The sequence below is a fragment of the Thermoanaerobaculia bacterium genome (genome assembly GCA_035593605.1).
Taxonomy (GTDB): Bacteria; Acidobacteriota; Thermoanaerobaculia; order UBA2201; family DAOSWS01; genus DAOSWS01.
Map to the genome: position 1 here is coordinate 43,435 of DAOSWS010000004.1, position 20,632 is coordinate 64,066.

General features: G+C 57.9%; 5 protein-coding genes. 2 read left to right on the top strand and 3 right to left on the bottom strand.

Translation table 11 applies throughout. From position 1 onward, the window contains the following. Window positions 1-14: 14 nt before the first annotated feature. Together PLD04_02880 and PLD04_02885 are read right to left on the bottom strand one after the other, a co-directional pair. Window positions 15-803 carry a ZIP family metal transporter gene (locus tag PLD04_02880; protein ID HXK67264.1) on the bottom strand — a complete coding sequence of 263 codons (789 nt, stop codon included), beginning with the start codon at window positions 801-803 and terminating at the stop codon, window positions 15-17. Window positions 804-865: 62 nt separating this feature from the next. Then, complete coding sequence (locus tag PLD04_02885) at window positions 866-3,103, bottom strand: HEAT repeat domain-containing protein (GenBank protein ID HXK67265.1); 2,238 nt, start codon at window positions 3,101-3,103, stop codon at window positions 866-868. A 186-nt stretch (window positions 3,104-3,289) separates the two neighbouring features. Between PLD04_02885 and PLD04_02890 the strand changes: the two genes are divergently transcribed. Both PLD04_02890 and PLD04_02895 read left to right on the top strand, forming a co-directional pair. Further along, a complete protein-coding gene (locus PLD04_02890; GenBank protein HXK67266.1) occupies window positions 3,290-3,433 on the top strand; it encodes a hypothetical protein in 144 nt (47 codons plus the stop codon). Beyond that, on the top strand, window positions 3,430-4,776 hold the full coding sequence (locus PLD04_02895) for a saccharopine dehydrogenase C-terminal domain-containing protein (GenBank protein HXK67267.1): 1,347 nt from the start codon (window positions 3,430-3,432) through the stop codon (window positions 4,774-4,776). The genes PLD04_02890 and PLD04_02895 overlap by 4 nt, the downstream gene beginning before the upstream one ends. Window positions 4,777-4,815: 39 nt before the next feature. Here the strand turns inward: PLD04_02895 and PLD04_02900 are convergent, their stop codons facing one another. Next, window positions 4,816-20,538 (bottom strand): kelch repeat-containing protein, encoded by a 15,723-nt coding sequence (locus tag PLD04_02900; protein ID HXK67268.1) that lies wholly within the window; start codon window positions 20,536-20,538, stop codon window positions 4,816-4,818. Window positions 20,539-20,632: the final 94 nt, after the last annotated feature.

The following is a 20,632-nucleotide window of genomic DNA, read 5'->3' on the forward strand; positions in this document are numbered from 1 at the left end:
GAAAGCGGAACACCCTATCCCAGGGACACGTCCAGGATCAGCATGATCAGGATCCCGGCGAGGGTTCCCAGGGTGGCCACCCGCTCATACCCTTCCCGGTGGGTTTCAGGAATGATTTCGTCGCTGATGACGTAGAGCATGGCCCCGGCGGCGAAGCCCATGGCGTAGGGAAGAATAAAATTGCCCAGCTGAACGGCCCAGGCTCCAAAGAGGGCGGCGGGAATTTCCACCAGCCCGGAACGGATCCCGACCACGACGGCATAGAAGGTCGTTCCCAGACCGGCCCGGCGGGACGAGACCGCGACGGCAAGGCCCTCAGGGATGTTCTGAATCCCGATCGCCAGCATCAGGGTGATCGCATCGTGCAGGTTTCCCGCCCCGAACCCCACGCCGACGGCGAGGCCCTCCGGCATGTTATGGAGTGTGATGGCGATGATGAAAAGCCACACAACCTTCAGGTTCTTGGCATCGCCCCCTTCCTTTCCGGAAACAAAGTGCTTGTGGGGAATAAAGTGATCGGAAAGATCCAGGGAAAGGGCACCAAGAATGACGCCGATGACGACCGGCCACAGGCCGCCGTACTCGATCCCGGGCAGAATCAGGCTGGTAAAGGAAGCCGTAAGCATGACCCCCGCAGCCAGCCCTAAACCGGCGTTCAGGGCCCGTTCGGAGGGTTTTCTCCAGACGAGGATCAGGAGCGCACCCAGGGTATTCAGCAGAGAAATGATGATTCCACCGATCAACCCCTGGAGCACAGGGTTGGAGGGAAGAAGGGGAATAATGAACTCTTCAAGAAAGTGCAAAGTTGAACCTCATCCAGGTAGCATTCCCGACATCTTATCATTCCCCCCCGTGTTCGACAACTTTATTTCCTGCCCGAAAGGGAGAGGATCCGTCTGATTGAGCGTTGAAGATCGGGACTGGGTTCCCTTTGCTCCAACCGCTCCAATTCTCCTATGATCTCACGGTCGTTCCAGAATGCATCGGCGGCCCCGATCTGATCCAGGGCTTCTTCCCTGACATGGAAGCTCTCATCCTTCAGTCCCCGGAGAAGGAAGGGTATTGCATTTCGGGACTTACTGTCCCTTAGCTTTCCGACAAGTTCCATGATATCCAGACGGAGCCAGTGATCTTTTGAGTCCATGAGGGAAAGAAGATTTCCAGAGACCTCGGAAAGGGGAAGATCTACCGCACGGAGCGCCTGCAGAATGGCTTCACTCTGACGGCTCTCATCCGGCCGGAGATAGGGAAGGAGGGCCCGACCGGCCTTTCTGGCCTTCGGTCCTATACTCTCAACGGCTTCGGCCACACTGGCCGGGTCCGCCCCCTGATCCAGAGCCCGGATCAGATCGGGGATTGCCGGTTCGGCTCTCTGGCCCAGCACGGACATCCCCCAGGCCCCCATCGATCGATGTACCGGTACATCGGAAATCAGAAGTTCATGAAAAAAGGGATAGAGAATCTCCGGATCGGGCTGGAGATCCGGAAGTGCGCGGAGCGCTTCCCAGGCCAGATCCCGATGGTCTGCGGTCCGGATCATGGTCATCAGGGTCTCGGCAGCGGGCGTGCCGCCCGTTCCCAGGCTCCGCAGGGCCCGAATCGTGAAGCTCTGAATATCCTTATCCGGATCCTTCAAAAGAGGCAGAAGTCCTGGAAGGGCATCCCCGGGTTCCACGTGAACCGACGCCAGGGCTCCGGCTGCAGTACGCCGGATGAATGGATCTTTATGTTCCAGGGCTTCCAACAGGAAAGGCGCATGGCGGTCCTGGACAGGATAGTCCTGGAGTCCTGAATTTCGGAGGATGGCATAGGCCGCCCGGTGGTTGACCTCTGGATCGGGATCATGAGCCATCGTCTCCACCAGGAGATCGATCACTCCTTCCCGTTCTTTCCCGTATGCCATATCCAGGCGGTCCAGGATATAGACACGCTCGCCGGAATCCGTCGATTCGCGGAACCGCTGAAGAATCATTGGGAAGCTTTCATCCATGGGAAGGTAGGTGTAGAGCTCCTGCGTGGTCCACCCTTTCTTTTCGAACCGCGGGTACTCGTGGAGGATCACACCCAGGTTAAAAGAAAGATAGAGGCTGGCAAGAAAGAGGATGCGGCCGGCTCCACGAAGAACGGCCTGATAGGCCTTTCGCTCCGGCGTGTCGGAAAGAAAGAAAACGTGGGGAAAATCCCTCCTCTCCCTCTTTTCTCCGAGGAGTGCATCTCGCAAGGCGGAAAAGGGGCTTCTTGTGTCCGGTTCGGTGAGAGGTTTTACGACGAGAGCTTCACTTTCCATCGAATCTTCGGGTGAATCCGGGTTACTCTGGACCGAACCCAGGACGTAGATCGGATCCCCCGGGAGAAGCGTTCGAACTTCCGGACGGGTCATTGTTGCCGGTTCCACGTGACGGGTCAGGACGATTTCCCGAATCCTCCGGCCCATCAAGGCCTGCCAGCCCGGCCGAATCTCCGCATCCCCCGGATCCACAAGGATTCTTCCGGTCTCATCCTCAAGGTAAAAGCGGGAAAGCTCCTGCTGTACCCCTCCCTGCTCCGCGATATCGATCTGCAGGGTCAGAATGGGCCTGTCCTGACTTCCCTCTCCATCCCGCAGGGATCGAGCCTTACCGATGAACTCACAGAGACCGATGGCGGCGGATCGAACTCTGGATGTCGGTATGTTTTTGATCTGCCTTGCCTGCAGGAGCCTCCATGTTCCTTCCAGAACATAAGCCTGGACAGCCCAGAAAATTCCGCAGACGGCACACCCGCAGAAGATCCATGCAAAGACATGGGGCGGCACATTCTCCAGAAAGAGAGTTTGCGGAACAGCCGGAAATCGTGAGTGAATCAGGAGAGCCCATCCCACAGCGGGAGAAAAGATGGCGGTCAGCTTGAGAATGGATCCGATCAGGATGACCGGACGAAAAAGCCAGGGAATCTTTTCCGGCGGATGCAGGAGCAGACCGGCAATGGCGACTCCCGACAGTGCGATAAAGACGGGAAAGATGATGCCAAGAACCCAGACCACAACAGGTGTAAGGAATACCTGCACGATCAGGTAGTGAAAACGCCGATTTCGCAACCGTCGCACCAGACGGGCCCAGGCCATGTGAACTCTATTGTATACCAGGAGCCGATGGAATCCGGACCCTCACATCATCTTTGCCAGGAGGTTTCGGTGATGCTCCGGTGGATTCTAATTGTGAAAGGGTGTACAATCTCTGCCGCACTGTGAACCGTCTCCATGGATCCAGTGCGGTTTCGCGACAATAGCGAAATCCGGGAGTCCTGTTTCATGAAGATATCGAAATCATCCCGCTCCACAGGGAGCCGTCTGAATCCTGGATGCAATTCCATCACCCATCCTGCCATGAGAGCTGTCGCTTCTGTGCCCCAGTGTCAGCTCCATGCTCTATCTGGAAAGAGAGGCGTTCGATGAAAAACGTACTCGTCCTCGGCGCCGGCCTTGTGGCCCGCCCCCTTCTCCGTTACCTGCTTGCCCATTACGAACACCGTGTTCTGGTGGCAACCCTGGATGTTCCCCGGGCCCAGATCCTCATGGGGGAACATCCCCGTGGGTCCATTATTCACCACGATGTGAGCGACATCCAGAAGACGACTCCCCTGTTAGCAGAGTCCGATGTTGTCGTCAGCCTCCTTCCCGCGGAGCTGAACGTACCCATCGCAAAACTCGCGATTTCCCTTCGAAAACCCATGATCAACACTTCGTACGCTTCTCCGGAAATGTGGGCCCTCGACGAGGAAGCCCGCAGGGGCGGCGTTCTCATCCTGAACGAAATCGGGCTGGACCCGGGAATCGACCACATGTCGGCCGTTGCCAAGGTGAAAGAAATCAAGTTCGGAGGCGGAAAGGTCACCAGTTTCCTGAGCTGCTGCGGAGGATTTCCCGCCCAGGACGCCAACACGAACCCCTGGGGATACAAGTTTTCCTGGAACCCTCGGGGCGTCCTCAAAGCGGGTCTTCAGCCCGCTCGCTACCTCCGGAGCAATGAAGCGGTTGAAATCGATGGTGGCGGCATCGTCTTCGACTACTGCTGGCCCCTGGAATTTCCAGAGCTGGGGGTATTCGAGATCTATCCGAACCGTGACTCCCTCAAGTACGTATCGCTGTACCATCTTGAGGGCGTAAACGGAATGTTTCGCGGAACCCTGCGCTATCCCGGCTGGTGCGCAACGATGCGGGCCATCCGGGACCTGGGACTCTTTGACGCCGAAGAAGTGGAGTGGCCGGAGGGGACGACGTACCGTGACGTTGCGACCCGAAAACTGCAGGGCAATGGAGGCCATCTCTCCGCCCGGCTTGCCCGTTTCCTGGACATCTCCCCCGATTCGGAGGAGATGGCCCGGCTTGAGTGGGTTGGGCTCTTTTCGGACCGTCCCATTGAATCACGGAAGTCCTCTCCCCTCGACATCTTCCTGAACCGGATGCAGGCCCTGATGATGTACCGCCCGGGAGAACGGGACCTCGTGGCCTTACAGCACGTCTTCCACGTGGCCTATCCCGATGGAAGCCGCGAGGAAATCCGTTCCTCCCTTGTCAAAACGGGAGAGCCCTGGGGTGATACCGCGATGTCACGGACCGTATCTCTGCCCGCCGCCATCGCCACACGGCTCATCCTGGACGAGGGCGTCATGGCGGAAGGCGTGCAAGTTCCCGTCCTGAGGGAAATCTACGAACCGGTTCTCAAGGAGCTCGAAACCTACGGAATCCGCATGGAGGAGACCCGCGTCAAAACCTTCCGGAGCCCCCTGGACACCTGAGGAAACGATCCTTTAACCGACAGACAACTCTCTCTTTCCCTACGGGCACTCCCCGGGAATAGAGTCCCCGATTCCACACAGGGAAGTGTCCGCACCCTGGGGACGGCCGAAACCGTAATCCCCTTCATCTCCAGACGCCAGCCGGGGAACGACCAGGACATAAATGTTCCCTTCCAGCGATGGAAGGATTTCGTCCCGATCCCCACCGGTGTCCGAACAGAGAACCGATTCGTGGGAGTAGGTTCCTCCCGCAAGGACGGCAAGATCCCCGGCGTAGACGGTGTAGTCGTCGGCGGAACCACAGGTTTCACCCCATGTCACATGAATATCTCCTCCCGATTTTTGCAGGAGCAGACTGTCTTTGGGAACCTCCATCGGTCCCTCCGCCGATGTCGTAAAGGACCATACGGGACTTTCCGCCGTTCCGCACCCATTGATCGCATGTACCTTCCAGAAGTAGGTGGTTCCCGGGAGAAGACCGATGGCAAGCTCCACCCCCGGCACCGTCCCGGCCAGAGAGGCAGGTGGATTTACCGTATCCAGGTAGACCTCGTAATCCATGGAACCGGGGGATGGATTCCATGTCAGGAATACTTCGGTCGAAAGATCCGAAGCCCCATCCGCCGGGGATACGAGCGTGAAGGATTCAGGCTCCTGAACGCAGCAGCCGTAGATGTCAAAGATTCTGAATCCCGATTCGCCCTGGGCTACTGCGGCGTAATTCCCGGAGACCGAAACATGGCGATTCCAGCCGTTCACGGGGTAGAAGGCAGTCTCCACTGGGGCGGAAGAGTTCGCAACATCGAGGACGTGCAGGCCATCCCATGACCCGGTGTACAAGCGGGTCCCGGAAACAGCAACTCCCAGCCCGCCTAAGGAATCCAGAAACCCTAGCTCCAGGGGATTGGCTGGGTCGGTGATATCGATAATCCTCACTCCACCGTTGGAATCGGCGAGGTAGAGCTGATCTCCCGATCGTACGATGTCCATCGCATGGCCCGGGGTATCGAGCCATCCTGCTTCTGCAGGATTTGCGGGATTTGAGATATCGAGAACCCTGAGACCGTCCGGACCATCGGCGATATAGGCATAGCCCTGCCACACCGTTACGGAAAGCGTTTCCCCGGCCGTGTCATAGAATCCCACTTCCACGGGTGTGGCCGGATCCGAGATATCGATGATTCGGAGACCGGCATAGGAATCGGCCACGTAGGCATAGGTTTCATCCATGACGACATCAGAGACAAAATCGGGAAGACCCAGTCCTCCCAGCCAGATTGGTACCGAGGGCGTCGATACATCGACAATGTCAAGCCTTGTTCCACTTACGACACAGGCACGGTTGTTTCTTACGTCAAGACCCCAGCTGTTCTGGACCAGGTCCAGACGGCCGATCTCCATGGGGTGCACGGGATCGGAAAGGTCGACGATCCGCAATCCGTCCGCGTCATTCGCGATGTACGCCAGGGATCCCGAGATCGTGACATCATAGGTGATGCTGGGGAATTCCAGCCTTCCTCCCTGAACCGGTGCGGAAGGCGTCGACACATCGTAGGAGGTGAACCCTCCCGAATATCCTTCTCCAACGAAAATCCTGCTTCCATCCATGGAAACCGCGCTGACAGATCCTCCTGCCGTCGTAACTTCCAGAGGGTTTAAAGGATCGGTAATGTTGACCACCACAAGGCCGCTGCCATCGTCGGCCAGGAAGAGTTCGTTCCCGGAAACCACGAGATCCATTGTGTTTCCAGGCGTATCCAGATAGGTCTCTTCAAATGGATTGGCGGGATCGGAGATATCTATGACACGGAGCCCTGCGTCCGCATTGGCCATCCAGGCATATCCGCCTGAGACCCTTACGTTATTCGCCCATCCGGGCAGAGGTAGCTGAGTAACCATCGAGGGATTATAGGGATCCGACACATCAATGACACCCAGGCCGGCATCATTGGACGCAAGATAGGCATAGGTGCCGTCCACTGCGACTCCCGCCGTGCAGGTGGACGTAAAGATCTGTCCGAGAAGAACCGGCACCGCCGGGTTTGAGACATCCATCACCCAGAATCCGCTCCAGCAGCCGGCGACGTACACAACGTTACCAACGAGTTCCAGGCCCCTGGCATCCACGGAGTCGGAATAGAACCCTTCCACAAAGGGAGAGGCCGGGTTCGACAGGTTGACGATCTGCAGACCTCCCCTGTCATCGGCGACATAGGCCATGGTTCCGGAGAGGATGACGTCACGGATCGTATCGGGGAGGGATACCTGTCCTACGATCAGCGGCGTGTCCGGGTCGGAAAGGTCAACAACCCAGAGTATGGCCCCTGAAGCGACCACTGCCAGATTTCCTTCTCCGTCCACGGCATAGGAGACTCCAAAGGACCAGGATCCCGTTTTCTCGACACAGCCTGTCGTGAAGGTATGCTCTCCGGTGCTGCTTCCGCCGCACCCGTTGACCCCCACAACATTCCAGAAATAGGTCGTTGAGTGTTCCAGACCCTCGATGAAGGTATGGCTGTCCTGGATCCCTGAACGGTAGAGAGGCGGCGGTGATGTGGTTCCCAGGTAGAGATCATAGGACGTCTGTCGGTTGGAGTCCTGCCAGTCCAAAATGATGTCGGTCGGCTGATCCGTGGCCCCGTCCCCGGGAGACTGAATTGAGAAGGGCCAGGGAGCACAGCAGGGGCGGCAGGCGTCGAAGGCGCGAACCCGGACGCTGTCAACCAGCGAGTACCAGTACCAGCCCGGGGAGACATAGTGGAATCGAACGATGACACCTGAAAATCCGGAGTACGCAGTCAGATCGAGGCTCACCGGCTCCCCTGGCCCGTACGGACTGTGATCCTCGTCCCAGGTCAGGAGAGGCGCCCACGATCCTCCGCCATCCGTGGAGATTTCCACGGAGAAGAGATCTTCCCCGCTCACGGCATCGTGATAGGCTCCCGTAAACTCGAGATGGATCGAGGAGGCCTCCGGAAGATCCAGCCACGGGGTCCAGAGCTCCGCATCGATGGCGCCTCCGCACCAGTCGCTGTCACCAACGGCTGCATCCCCTTCCCCCCCGGCATAGTTGGGTCTTCCCGTCACCGAGGTCACCGTCCAGTCACACCCCTGGTTCATGATGACGCTCCACCCGTCCGGGGGCCAGGTCTCAAAGGTTTCATCTATGAGAACCGTTTCCCCTGCTCCAGTCTGCACCTGGAAGGGCTCGCTCCATGTTCCCTCCGAAGCCTGAATTTCAAGAGAAAAGTCAAGGTTTGTCATGCATGCCAGCCCCGGATCGATGTCAAAGATGAACCCATCCAGGGACTGGGCCTCTTCACCGGCGATAAGATCGGGAAAACCGATCGTACCGGACTGAATGGTCACCCCCGGCGTCGTACACGTCAGGACTCCGCTGATCCCGGTCAGGGACGTGGTCCCGACGTTCTGAATGTTGACCCACATCTGGATGGTTTCACCGGGATCGGCCACTCCGTCTCCATTCCCCGCTCCCCCGGACATGCATTGATCATTGATAGTAAAACTGCGGAAGTCTGCCCCCGCCGCCCCCGTCGTGAATTGATACTTCTGGCTCTGGATGGATCCACAACCGTTGAGCGCCACCACGTACCACGTATAGGTCGTGGAGGGAGACAACCCGGAAACCCAGATTTCATCGTAGGGGAGATTTCCAAGGTAGAGGGGCGGATTGATACCTGTGCCCAGATAGAGATCGTACCTTTGAGCTCCCGGAGACGGGTTCCAGTCCAGCGAGACAGGAATCGGCACATTGGTCTCACCGTTGGAAGGCTGAAGCAGGCTGAATGCGGCGGGGTTACCGGTCGAAAAAGATCGGACCTCCGTCGCAGTCGTTCCACAGGCATTGTGAGCCTCCACGGTCCAGAAAAAGGTGGTGTTCGGGGGGAGAAGGGCTTCCAGATGGGCATTCGATCGTCTCAGATCGGTCCCGGTCTGGGCTTCCGGTGGATTCACCGTGTCGAGATAGAGGCTGTAGGTCAGAGCTCCTTCCGCATCCTCCCAGTCGAGATCAGGATTGCAGGACACCGGATCCTCCCCCTCTCCGGGAGAGCTGAGGGAAAAGGGTCCTGGAGGACCGCTGCAGCACCCGCTGAAGTCGACCAGTGTCAGATCGAAAGTGTCGGCGACGACACCCAGAAACCCGGAAAGTTCCGTATCCATGGCAGAATCGGGAGTATCGTACGCTCCGGCAAGGAACGGGGAAGCCGGGATGGAGACGTCGATCACCAGGAGCCCGGAGCCTAACGTGGAGGCAAAAACCTGGCTTGCGGAAAGGAAGATCCTTATGACAATATCTGAGGTCGGGAAGTAACCGACCACAGAGGGTGAGGACGTGTCGGAAACATCCAGGATGTAGAGGCCATCCGCAGCTCCCACATAGGCCAGCGTTCCGGAGACACGGACGCTGAAGCTGATGGCTGGAAGATCGGTCCGGCTGGCCTGGACAGGATTGGCCGGATCGAAAACATCGAAGATTCGGAATCCTCCCTGGCGCGCGGCCGCGTACAGGTAGGGCCACTGGATATCCACGCTCCGGACGCTTGCAATGGGGGAGCGGGCCCCCACTTCCACCGGTGAGGCTGGGTCGGAAACGTCAAAGATTCGAATTCCCTGATTATTCGCTGCCAGGTATGCGTACGAACCGTCCAGTGTAACCTCTCTTCCGGTATAGGGGTCGGAGTGGCCGATTTCCACGGGGTTCGCAGGATCTGCGAGATCGACGATCACGAGACCCCGGCTTAAATCCGCCACATAAGCATAGCCGTCCCGGACTGTTACATCGTAGGTCGATCCGTTCAGAGCCGCCTCTCCATGGAGGACGGGAACGGCGGGATTGCTGATGTCATAGACCTTGAGGCCCTCGAGATACGAGGTCACGACGGCATATCCGGAATAAAAATCGATTCCCAGCAGGTCGCCGTAGGATTCGTCGTATGATCCAAGCTCCGTAATGGCATCGACCTGGGTCGTATCCAGGATCCTCATTCCCGCGCCGTTGTCCGCCACGTAGGTTATCGTACCCACGGGGAGGGCATAGAAGGCATTGCCCGGCGTATCGTAGCTTCCCTCGATGTAGGCCGAATCGGGCGTGGTGATGTTTACGATTTGAATGCCCCCGAGGGAATCGGAGACACAGGCGTGGGTTCCCGAAACCTCTACCCATTCGGCATAGAAAGAGACCGGTACGATCGTCCGTTCCTGCGGATCGGTCGGTGTGACCAGCTCATAAACGATTAACCCTGTGTTGCCGTCTGCGAAATAGATATGGGTCCCGTCCAGTTCCAGCCCTTCCGCGTACCCGCTATACGTCCACCGCATCGCCTCTTCATAGATGGAAGCCGGATCGGACACATTAAGGACTCGCAATCCATAATAGGCATCGACGACGTAAACGTAGTCTCCGGACACTTCCACGTCACGGGCATTTTCCAGCGCGTAAAAACCGAGCTGGAACGGGTGGGCGGGATCAGTGACATCGAGGACAAAGAGACCTGAAAACTCCACAGCAAGGTAGAGTCGATCCCCCACAAAGGACATTCCGCCCCTTGCCGAACCTCCGGATGGAATTGGAAAGGAACCCAGCAGTACGGGAGCGGCTGGATCGGTTAGATTGAAGGTAAGGAGTCCCGAACTGTCGTCACAGACATAGAGGACGGATCCGCGTACTTCCAGGATGCCTTCGTCGGTCGGATTGGGGAGGAGAATCTCATTCACCTTGACAGGGTTGGAGGAATCGCTGATATCGATGACCTGGAGGAAGAATCCATTTCCCATGTAGGCATAGGTACCGTTCACGGTGAGGGAACGGACAGTCCCGTAGAGGTTGTCGGGCCACTGAGAGGTGAAGTTCATGCAGGTCGTCTCAAAGGACGATTCCGGTCCGGTGGTGACACTGCAGGACGCCACAGCTTCCACATACCAGAAGTAGGTCGTCGACCCGCTGAGTCCCGACACTGGATAGGAAGACCCGGTGAGGCCTTCTGCCAGGAGGGGCGGCGGAGATTCGGTCCCAAAATACAGCGTGTAGGTAGTGGTATCGGTACAGTCTTCCCAGTCCAGGACGAGATTGGTTTGTTGACCCGCCGCACCGTCAGCCGGGAAGAGGGTGTTCGGAACGGAAGGCTGTTGGCCGCATGTCGTAAAGGACCATATGGAGCTCTCCGTCTGATCGCATCCGTTGTACGCGATGACTTTCCAGTAGAACGTTGTTCCCGGGGGGAGACCCTGCAGATCGGTTTGGGACATCCCCAGCCCGCTGACGGGCACCTGTGCGGGAGGATTGACGATATCGATGGCCACGTCGTAGGAAGTGGCACCGGGCACGTCATCCCAGTCAAGGGTGAAGTCAAAGGGCTGATCGATCGAACCATCCGGGGGGAAAAGAAGGGTGACCGCATCGGGGGCTCCCGTCGTAAAGCTTCCGGAAGGCGAGACCGTGCTGCCGCAGCTGTTGAACGCTTCCACCCTCCAGTAGTAAGTCGTGTCGGAGGCAAGGGTATACGCATACTCGGAGGTCGTCACATCGGAGCCGACCTGGACCCCGGGGGGATCGACCGTGTCGACGTAGACATTGTACCCTTCGGCTCCGGGAGCATCCGACCAGTCGAGCGTAAGATCACATGAAACATGGGTTTCACCGCCGGCGGGAAACTGGAGTGCGGGCTCGGCGGGTGGGCCGGAACAGCAGCCCGAGGGATTGAGTATATCCATCCCGTAATAATCCGAAACATAGAGATACACGCCGACTCTCTCCGATGCCATGGCATTGATGGGGGTGTCGTAAGCCCCGATCTCGGCAGGTGCGTAGGGATTCGACACATCAACCATCCGGATGCCCGTGATCCGGTCGGAAAGATAGAGGATAGACCCTTCCATGCTCAGCGATGTAGCGTACCCGCCGCTGAACGGGTATGTGTAGGAAGAAACTTCCGTCGGGTTGTACGGGTCGGAGACATCCACCACATGAAGCCCGGAATAGGATGCGGCCACGTAGGCAAAGGAACCTCGAACCAGGACATCCAGGACTGCCTCCGGAAATCCGATCGAGGCGATTTCATAAGGGTTATAGGGGTCCGATACGTCGACGACCCTCATCCTTCCGTCCGCCGAAGCGATATAGGCTATAGGCCCGACAACATGGATGGCATTGGATGTGGCACCCAGAGGAAGATAGCTCAGGTTTACGGGAGACACGGGATCGGAAACATCGACGACCCCGATACCCTGAGATACGGCAAGGTAGGCATAGCCGTTTTGAGAAACGGCTTCCCTGGACCACCACACGGAATTTCCCGCCACGGCAGGCGTGGAAGGGTCCGTTACATCCAGGACCCACGTACCGTTACTGTTGGCAACATAGGCATAGGCGCCATCGACATTGACAGCCCTGGTTCCCAGGGGCAGATCGAGCACCATCGTTCGGACAGGAACTAACGGGTCGGAAAGATCGAAGACGTAGATTCCCTCGTAGTAGGCGCTGACGTAGAGATAGTCTCCTACCTGTGTCATATCCCACAACAGGCTTTCCGATTCATCAAAGAAGGAGAGTTCCGAGGGATTGGTTGGATCGGAGATGTCGATAATCCGTACCCCTTTCGAGGTGTTGGCCACGTAGGCCACGGATCCATCGATTTCGGTATGAAATGCGTAACCCGGCGTATCCATATATCCCACGGAATAGGGATTCGACGGATCCGCAATGTTGATAATCCGAACACCCTCTGTCCCATCGGCGACATAGGCCAGTACACCCTCCACCCTGACGGATTCCGTATATCCAGCCGTGGCGAAGGAAGCAAGGTAGGTGGGGTCATCGGGTACTGACACATCAAAGGTCAGGAGGGCGTTTCCGCCGTCGGCTAAAAGAAGGGTCGTCCCCGTCAGGGCAACACCTTCCGAATACCCGGGGGTCTCGTACGTGGATACCTCAACGGGATTGTATGGATCCGAAAGATTAAGAACCCGGAGGCCATAGTAGGTGTCGATCAGGTAGGCATACGATCCCGATACCGCGACATCCCGGATATAAGCTCCTTCCAACGCGAAAGAACCGATTTCGACAGGCTGGGACGGTGTCGATACATCCAGAATATGAAACCCACCGAATCCATCACAGAGGTACGCAGTGGTACCCTGAATTTCCAGTCTCTCGTTACTCGAACCGGGCGTATCAAAGAGCCCGATCTGGCTGGGATGGGAGGGGTCGCTCAGATCGTAGATCCCGAGTCCGCGTCCGGTCATCGGAAGGTAAAGATAACCTCCGGCGGCCACAGGCCCTCCTTCCCCCATGCTGGTTCTCATGTCGAATTCATAATTTTTTACGGGAACAAGGGGGTTGGATATGTCGACAACCTGAAGCATGTTCCCGTTGGGAACGTAAAGATAATTCCCGTAGATTTCGCAGGAAACAGTCTCCCCGTAGGGTACTCCCGGCCAGTTACCTTCCTGGTTCATGCAGGTCGTCGTAAACGATTTCAACGGGCTCTGCATGACACCGCAGTCATTGATTGCCTCAACGTACCAGAAATAGGTCGTTCCCGGGTTTAACCCGCTGACTTCCAGGGATCGTTCCGTCAGGCCGGACTGGTAGAGGGGAGGCGGATTGGTATCCCCAAAGTAGAGGGAATAGCTCTCAGCCTGGCTCGATTCCGTCCATATAAGGGGGGCCGTGGGTGCGACTCCTGTCAACCCGTCGTTGGGGTAGGCAAGATCAAAGATCCCCGGCCTCGGGCAGGTACAGGGGAAACAGAGCGGAGAGACCGACAGATGCACGTCGTCCACCTGGATGTACCAGGTCCAGTCCGGTGAAACATAGTGAAATCGGAGAATGGTTCCTTCCGATCCCAGATAGGAATCCAGGTTGAGGCTGACGGCTTCCCCCGGCCCCGCGGGGCTGTGGTTCTCATCCCAATGGAGGAGAGTGATCCATCCGGATCCTCCGTCTGTAGAAATGTCGACATCGAAATAGTCTCCCCCGCCCGGGAGATTATCCCGGTAGGATGCGAAAAAGGAAAGTTCAGCCGTCTGAGCCTGGGAGAAATCAAGGACGGACGTCCTGAGTTCCGTATCCATCGTTGTCCCATTCCCGCAAAGATCGGAATCGGCCGTGGCGGCATACCCGCTTCCTCCCGTAGTATTGGACCGCCCTGTAAGTTCCGTGGAGGTCCAGCTACAGGCACCTCCATTATTGATCACATCCCACCCGGACGGAGACCAGGCTTCAAAAGTTTCCTGAATAAGAGCGCCGGGGATCTGTCCGATGGATATGTTGAAAGATGACTGCCAGGTACCCTCATTGGCCGTGATGTCCACATCAAACCGAACGGCAGTCCCACAGGGCAGTGTCTCATCCACCTGGATTGCGAACCATTCGTTTCCACTCCTCTGCTCTCCGGCAGGGATATCCGGGAAGGAAGACCAGCCCCTGAGTATCGTAATCCCGGGTGAACTTGCAGGAATGGAGGCAGAAACTCCTGTGGCATCTACCGGACCCTCGTTCATAAGATGGACAGACAGGTATACCGTTTCTCCCGGATCAACTGACCCGTTTTGGTCGCCTGGGTACCCGGGACCACAATGATCTTCGATTCCAGGAAGTAGGCAGAAAAGGGAAGGTGATCCCGTCGTAAATTGAAACTTCTTACTCCACGTCGTTCCACACCCGTTTACCGCCTCCACCTGCCAGTAATAGGTCGTGGAGGGTGACAGGACCCCGGTAAGAATGCTCGTTTCAAAGACAGTGGCGTCGAAGAGCGGCGGGGGATCCTCCGCGCCTCCGTACACCCGGTAATATTCGGCTCCTTCCGAAGCTTGCCACTCCAGAAGAAGGGTGGCCGGCTGGTTCATCGCCCCGTTGGGAGGGGAAAGAAGCTCAAAGGCCCCCGGTCCTCCCGTCGTAAAGGACCAGGCCAACGATTCCGCGGTTCCATCCGGGGAGATGGCCACAACCTTCCACCAGTACGTCATATCGGGCTGGAGGGAAACGTATACCTCAGAAAGAGGATGGTCCTGAGCGACAAGGGAAATGGGAGGATTGACCGTATCCAGATAGACGTTGTAGCGCAGGGCCTGGGCACTCTCTTCCCAGTCCAGTAAGACCTGGCAGGGAATATGTACCGCACCGTCGGACGGAGTCAGAAGGTTGAACGGCTCGGGGATTCCGGAGAGGCATCCGTTCAGGTCGAAGACTTCCACATTCTCGTAATCCGCCACCACGGCAAGGGCTCCCATCATGTCGGTATCCATGGATGTACCGGGGGTATCGAAGTGGCCGGCCAAGGATGGACTGGCCGGGTTGGAAAGGTCAAGGAGGTAGAGACCGTCATTATCCGAAAGGAGAAGGTATCCTCCGGCCGGAGTTACGCGGCGTGCATACCCGGGGGTGTCAAAGAATGCGATTTCAGAAGGGTGATAAGGATCGGAGACGTCCAGGACCCTGAGCCCCTCTCCTCCGTCGGCAAGGAAGGCCAGTCCCCCGGAAACGACCACGTCCCGGCAGTATCCCGACGTGTCGAAAATGGCGACTTCCACGGGATCTTCCGGATTGGAGATGTCGGCAATAAAGAGCCCGCTGGACCCGACTGCGGCGAAAGTATATCTTCCGGACACGGAAACATTCCGAATGGTTTCGGGCGTGAGGACCCGCCCAACCTGATAGGGATTGGCAGGATCGGAGACATCCAGGATTCTCAGCCATCGCCCGGACGCCAGGCAGGCATAGTCTCCCTGAATTACTGCGCCCATTGCGGAATAGGGTGCCCATCCCACCTCGCCGGGTGACAGCGGTGTGGTGATGTCGTAGATGTAAAACCCGCCGCCCCAGTCGGACTGGTAGAGGTAATTCCCTGAAATAACGGTGTTCAGCGGATTCGTGAAGTGCTGAATCGTGCCCGATTCGACCGGGTTGGAGGGATCGGAAAGATCGAGAACAACCATCCCTTCGGTTGAGGCAGAAATGTAGGCGGTCGACCCGGTTACCGACACGCCCAGATAGGGGCTGTGGGACAGGTCATACGTGCTCTGGAAAACGGGAGAGGCCGGGGTGGTTACATCCAGAAGGGTGACTCCACCGTACTCCTGGGAAAGGGAAGCTCTTGCACCCGAAAGGGCGACATGCATCGTATGGACATCGTTGTCGTATTGCCCGATCTGCGTGGGAGCGGCCGGATTGGAGACATCCAGGATCCTCAGACCGTCACTGCCGTCCACCATATACAAAACGCTTCCCTGCAGATCTATCCATTCGGGATAGCTGGTAACAAAGAAGGTCCCGATCTGCGCAGGTGCCGCAGGAGTGGATAGATCGTAGACCCGAAGGCCCGGCTGAGTGGCATAATCATCGACACCGCCGATGAGGTAGAGATCGCTTCCGTCGAGGGTCACGCACTCCGGGTACATCTCCACTTCAAGGTGGGAGATCTCCACGGGATTGGAGGGATCGGTAATATCGACGATCCACAGGACCATGTAAATGTCGGCTGCATAGAGGTAGGAACCGGACACGGCCACGTCCCGGATATCGGGAGTGATTCCCATGATGGGAGGAGGCGCAAAGGTACCGACACCGGTCGGACTTGAAGGATCGCTCACGTCCAGGATGGCAACTCCGCCTGTTGAGTCAGCGGCATAAAGGAGGGTCCCGTCCTTTTCCATCCCTCCCCGCAGGTATCCCGGTGTATCGAAGACGGACAGCAGGGAAGGATTTTCCGGATCGGAAACGTCGTAGATCAGGATGCCGGCACTCTGTGCCGGCACGTATAGCGTGGTTCCGTCCAGGACCATCTCTCCCTCGTCGATCCACGAAGGCAGGATGATTTCGTTCACCAGGAGCGGATTAGCCAGATCCGATACATCCAGGATCTGCAGGGTCGTGCCGCTTCCGGCATAGAGATAGTCTCCGACAAACCGGGAGGAGCGGGTTTGTCCGTACAGGCCCCCCGGATGGCGGGAAAGCTCATCCATGCAGGTCGTTGTGAAGGTGGACTCGGCAGAGGATGTCGTATCACATCCGTTGACAGCTTCCACAATCCAGAAGTAATCGGTACCCGGATCCAGTCCGGAAAGGGGCAGATGGAGATCCGTGATCCCCGACTGGTAGAGGGGCGGCGGAGAGGACGAACCGAAATAGAGATTGTAGGAAACCGTATCGGAGGCCTCCGTCCAGGAAAGGTCTACGTCGAAAGGTATGCCCGTGGTGCCGCTTTCGGGATAGACGGGCAGAGGAACCCCGGGAGTCAGGCAGGTCACCGAGGTCGAGGCAAAGGCCGTGTTGTTTCCTGAATCGGGGTCCGGTTCATAGGCGATCAGGGCTGCCGAAATATCGACGCTTCCTTCCGCCCCCGTCTCAAAGACAGCGGAAAAGGAATCCGACGATCCGCCGGACAGCAGGGGAAGAGTACAGGTCAAGGTTTGGGAAGGCCCGTCCCAGGAACAGCGAGGGTCGCTTTCGCCGGCCTGGTACGTCAGCGTCGTTCCCGTCAAACCGTAGGTTTCCGTAAGGACCACGGACGTGGCGTCCTCCGGCCCGGCATTGGAGACGTCCGCCGTAATGGTCAGATCGGCCCCTGTGATCACGGGATCGGGCACGTCGGTCAGCGCCGTAAATCCGAGGTCCGCACCGGGTCCGGCCCATCGGACCATCCGGGATTCCGAAGGGATCGCATTTGAATAGACGGTAATCTCGAGCCATCCCGGCGTCAGGCCGGAAAGAGCCGGGGAGATCCAGGAGATATCCGACCACCCGTTTCCCTGATCGACAGGAAGGCAGGATAATTCTCCGGTGGTGAGATGGAGGACCTGGACGAGGGGATGGTTGGTCGCGGAATCCATTTCCGTCCCCCCGGAAGCGCCGGAGAGACCTTCGAATCCCGACCCGGTCAACTCCAGGGCATCTCCCTCAAAGAGGGGGCCGGAGATCGGGTCCAGGATCGGCCTCCAGGCTTCATCGTAACCCAGGTCCGGGTCAAAAAGTTCACACAGTGCTGTTGCTCCGCTCTGGTACCCGCCTGCAAGGAGAACCTGTCCGCTCAGCAGAAGCGTGACGGTATGATCGTATAGCGTGGAGAACAGGGATCCCACAGAAATCCACGTTCCGTTCCAGGGACGGTAGATTTCCGCACTTGCCGTTGTCCCCGTCACTCCGCCTGCGGCAAGGACCTCACCGGAGGGCAGGAGGAGCGTGATGTGTCTCTGCCTCGCCTGGCTCAGTGAACCGGTGAATGACCATGAATCCGTATCCGGATCGAAGAGTAGGCAGGAGGAAAGATAGGTGGGGGTGCCCTGATTGTGATAACCTCCGGAGATCAGGGCCTTTCCTGAAGGAAGAAGCACAGCACTCGCTCCCGTCCGGGCTTCTCCCATGTCAGGAAGGTCGGACCAGGTTCCGGAGATCGGATTATAGATTTCCGCAGAGGACAGGTATCCTTCCCCGATGTTCTGGCCTCCAGCGGACAGGACCCTTCCATCCGGGAGAAGAACCATTGCGGAGTTATACCGGGCGTGACTCATGGAACCTGTCCAGGTCCAGGCACCCGTCTTGGGATCGTAAATTTCGCAGGTGTTCAGTACTGTGCTTCCTCCATCCCGGACACCGCCCGCAAGCAGTACTCTCCCATCCTTTAAAGGAACTGCACGGGGTGCGCGACGGCTCTGGTTCATGGATCCCGTAAAACTCCAGCTGTCCAGGTCCGGATCGTAGAGTTCAGCCGTGGCCAGCTCTCCTCCGGCCCACCCACCGGCAACGAGAATTTTCCCATCGTCCAGAAGTACGGCAACGTGATTCCCTCGCCCATTCTGCATGGGGGCCGCGGCGCTCCACGTTCCGGCGTCCAGGTCGAAAATTTCGACACTGGCGGCCGCGCTTCCATATCCGCCCGTTACCACGGTCCTCCCGTCGGGAAGGATTGTGGCGGTGTGGTCGTAACGCCCGATCGCAAGAGAACCGGTGGAGGACCAGCTTCCCCCCTCTGGATCGTAGAGCTCCGACGAGGTCTCCGCCCCTTCTCCCCCGGTGAAGAGAACGAACCCTCCGGGAAGAAGCGTGGCTGCATGTTCCATCCTGGGAAGGGAAAGGGACTCTCCCGGGCTCCAGGTGCCGGCGGAGGGATCGTAAACTTCACACATCCCCGTGGCATTTCCGCCGCCGACAAGAACCGTTCCGTTGGGAAGAAGGGTCGCCGTATGGATCTGCCGTGCGGTATTCAGCGATCCGGTGGAAGACCACGTCCCGGAGACTGGATCGTAGATTTCACAGGAGTTTAGCGAAACTGCCCCATCAAAACCTCCTGCAGCCAGGACGGTTCCGTCATAGAGCAACGTGGCGGTATGGGAGTACCGGGCGGTTCCCAGGGGACCCTTATCCGTCCAGGTACCGGCAATGGGATCGAAAACTTCCGTGTCACTGTGCACGGTCCCGCTGTCTTCTCCTCCCGCGACAAGGATCGTCCCATCCTGGAGAAGCGTCGCCGTGTGGTTATTTCGGGCGACATTCATGACCGGGCCTTCACTCCAGGTTCCCGTGGCCGGATCGTAGATTTCGATACTGTCCAGGACGGCGGCACTTCCCTGACCTCCCGCGACGATCACCCGGCCGTCGGGGAGACGCGTAGCCGTGTGGCCGTAGCGGCCATGGGTCAGCGAACCGGTCCCGCTCCAGGTTCCAGAGTTGGGATTATAGATTTCACATGAGGTGAGGCAGACACCTGCGTTGACGCCGCCGGTCACCAGGACTCTTCCGTCCCGGAGCAGGACGGCAGCGAGGTAGGTTCGGGGTGTGGACATGGACCCGGTGGAGGTCCAGGTTCCCGTGACCGTGTCGTAGAGCTCCGCACCGTCCGTCGGTACTCCCTCGTTGTCTCCTCCCATCAGGAGGACCTTGCCGTCTGTGAGCAGGATCGCATTGTGGGATCGTCGTCCCTCGACCATTGACCCCACCGTCGTAATGGAGGGATCGACCAGGAGAGGCCACACCAGGCCAGCCGGATCGATCGTGAGTGTGAGGGTCTTCACCTCACCCTCTCCGTTACGAACCAGGTTCCAGCGGGCCGCGGAACGGGATACGGTCCCGGCCGCGTCCATTATCCAGGGAGCAAGAAAACGCAGGCCCCTTCCTTGCCGGTCCACGAAGCGGACTTCTCCATCATGGAGAAAGATGCGATCTACACCGGAGGTTTCGGACAATTCGTACGCAAAGCTGCGCGGGCATTGTGGAGATTCCAGGAACATCCATTCCTTCAGATGTCCTGTTTTCGCGGTATACACGACATCGGTATCCGGGTATACCCGGGAATAGAGTGCCGTTCCTCCCTGCGGATCCAGGGTGGCGGATCCTGCATCGATCGCACGGAGACCCAGACGTACACCATCCCCCTCCACGAGGAAGGGCTGATGATAGGTATCGGGAAGCCAGGCACGAAAGGTGCCGGCTCGATAGGCATTGGAGAGAACACCCTGAATGATCCGATCATGTACCCGGTATGTTTCTCCGGCAAAACGGGCTCTGGAGTTCCATTCCCCTTGCAGGCTTGGAAAGGTCTGGATCAGATGTTCCATCATTCCGGATGGGCCATGAACTCCCTGTTCAGACAATCTCGATTCGGTCTGATGCGACGGTCCCGAGTGGATATCCAATCCCGGCGGAAAGAGAACGGGTATTCCCCGGACATGTAAGGGCAGGGCCACAATGGCTATCACGAACGTAAATAGGACGGACCGAAAACGGCACCAATTAGTTTGAGTTTTCATACGGTACTCCATCCCCATAATCTCTTCCTCTTCAGTGTAGAAGAGAGCCTGTCTTCTGTCAAATGGGTCGATGGAGTGGTATGGAAGAACCGTC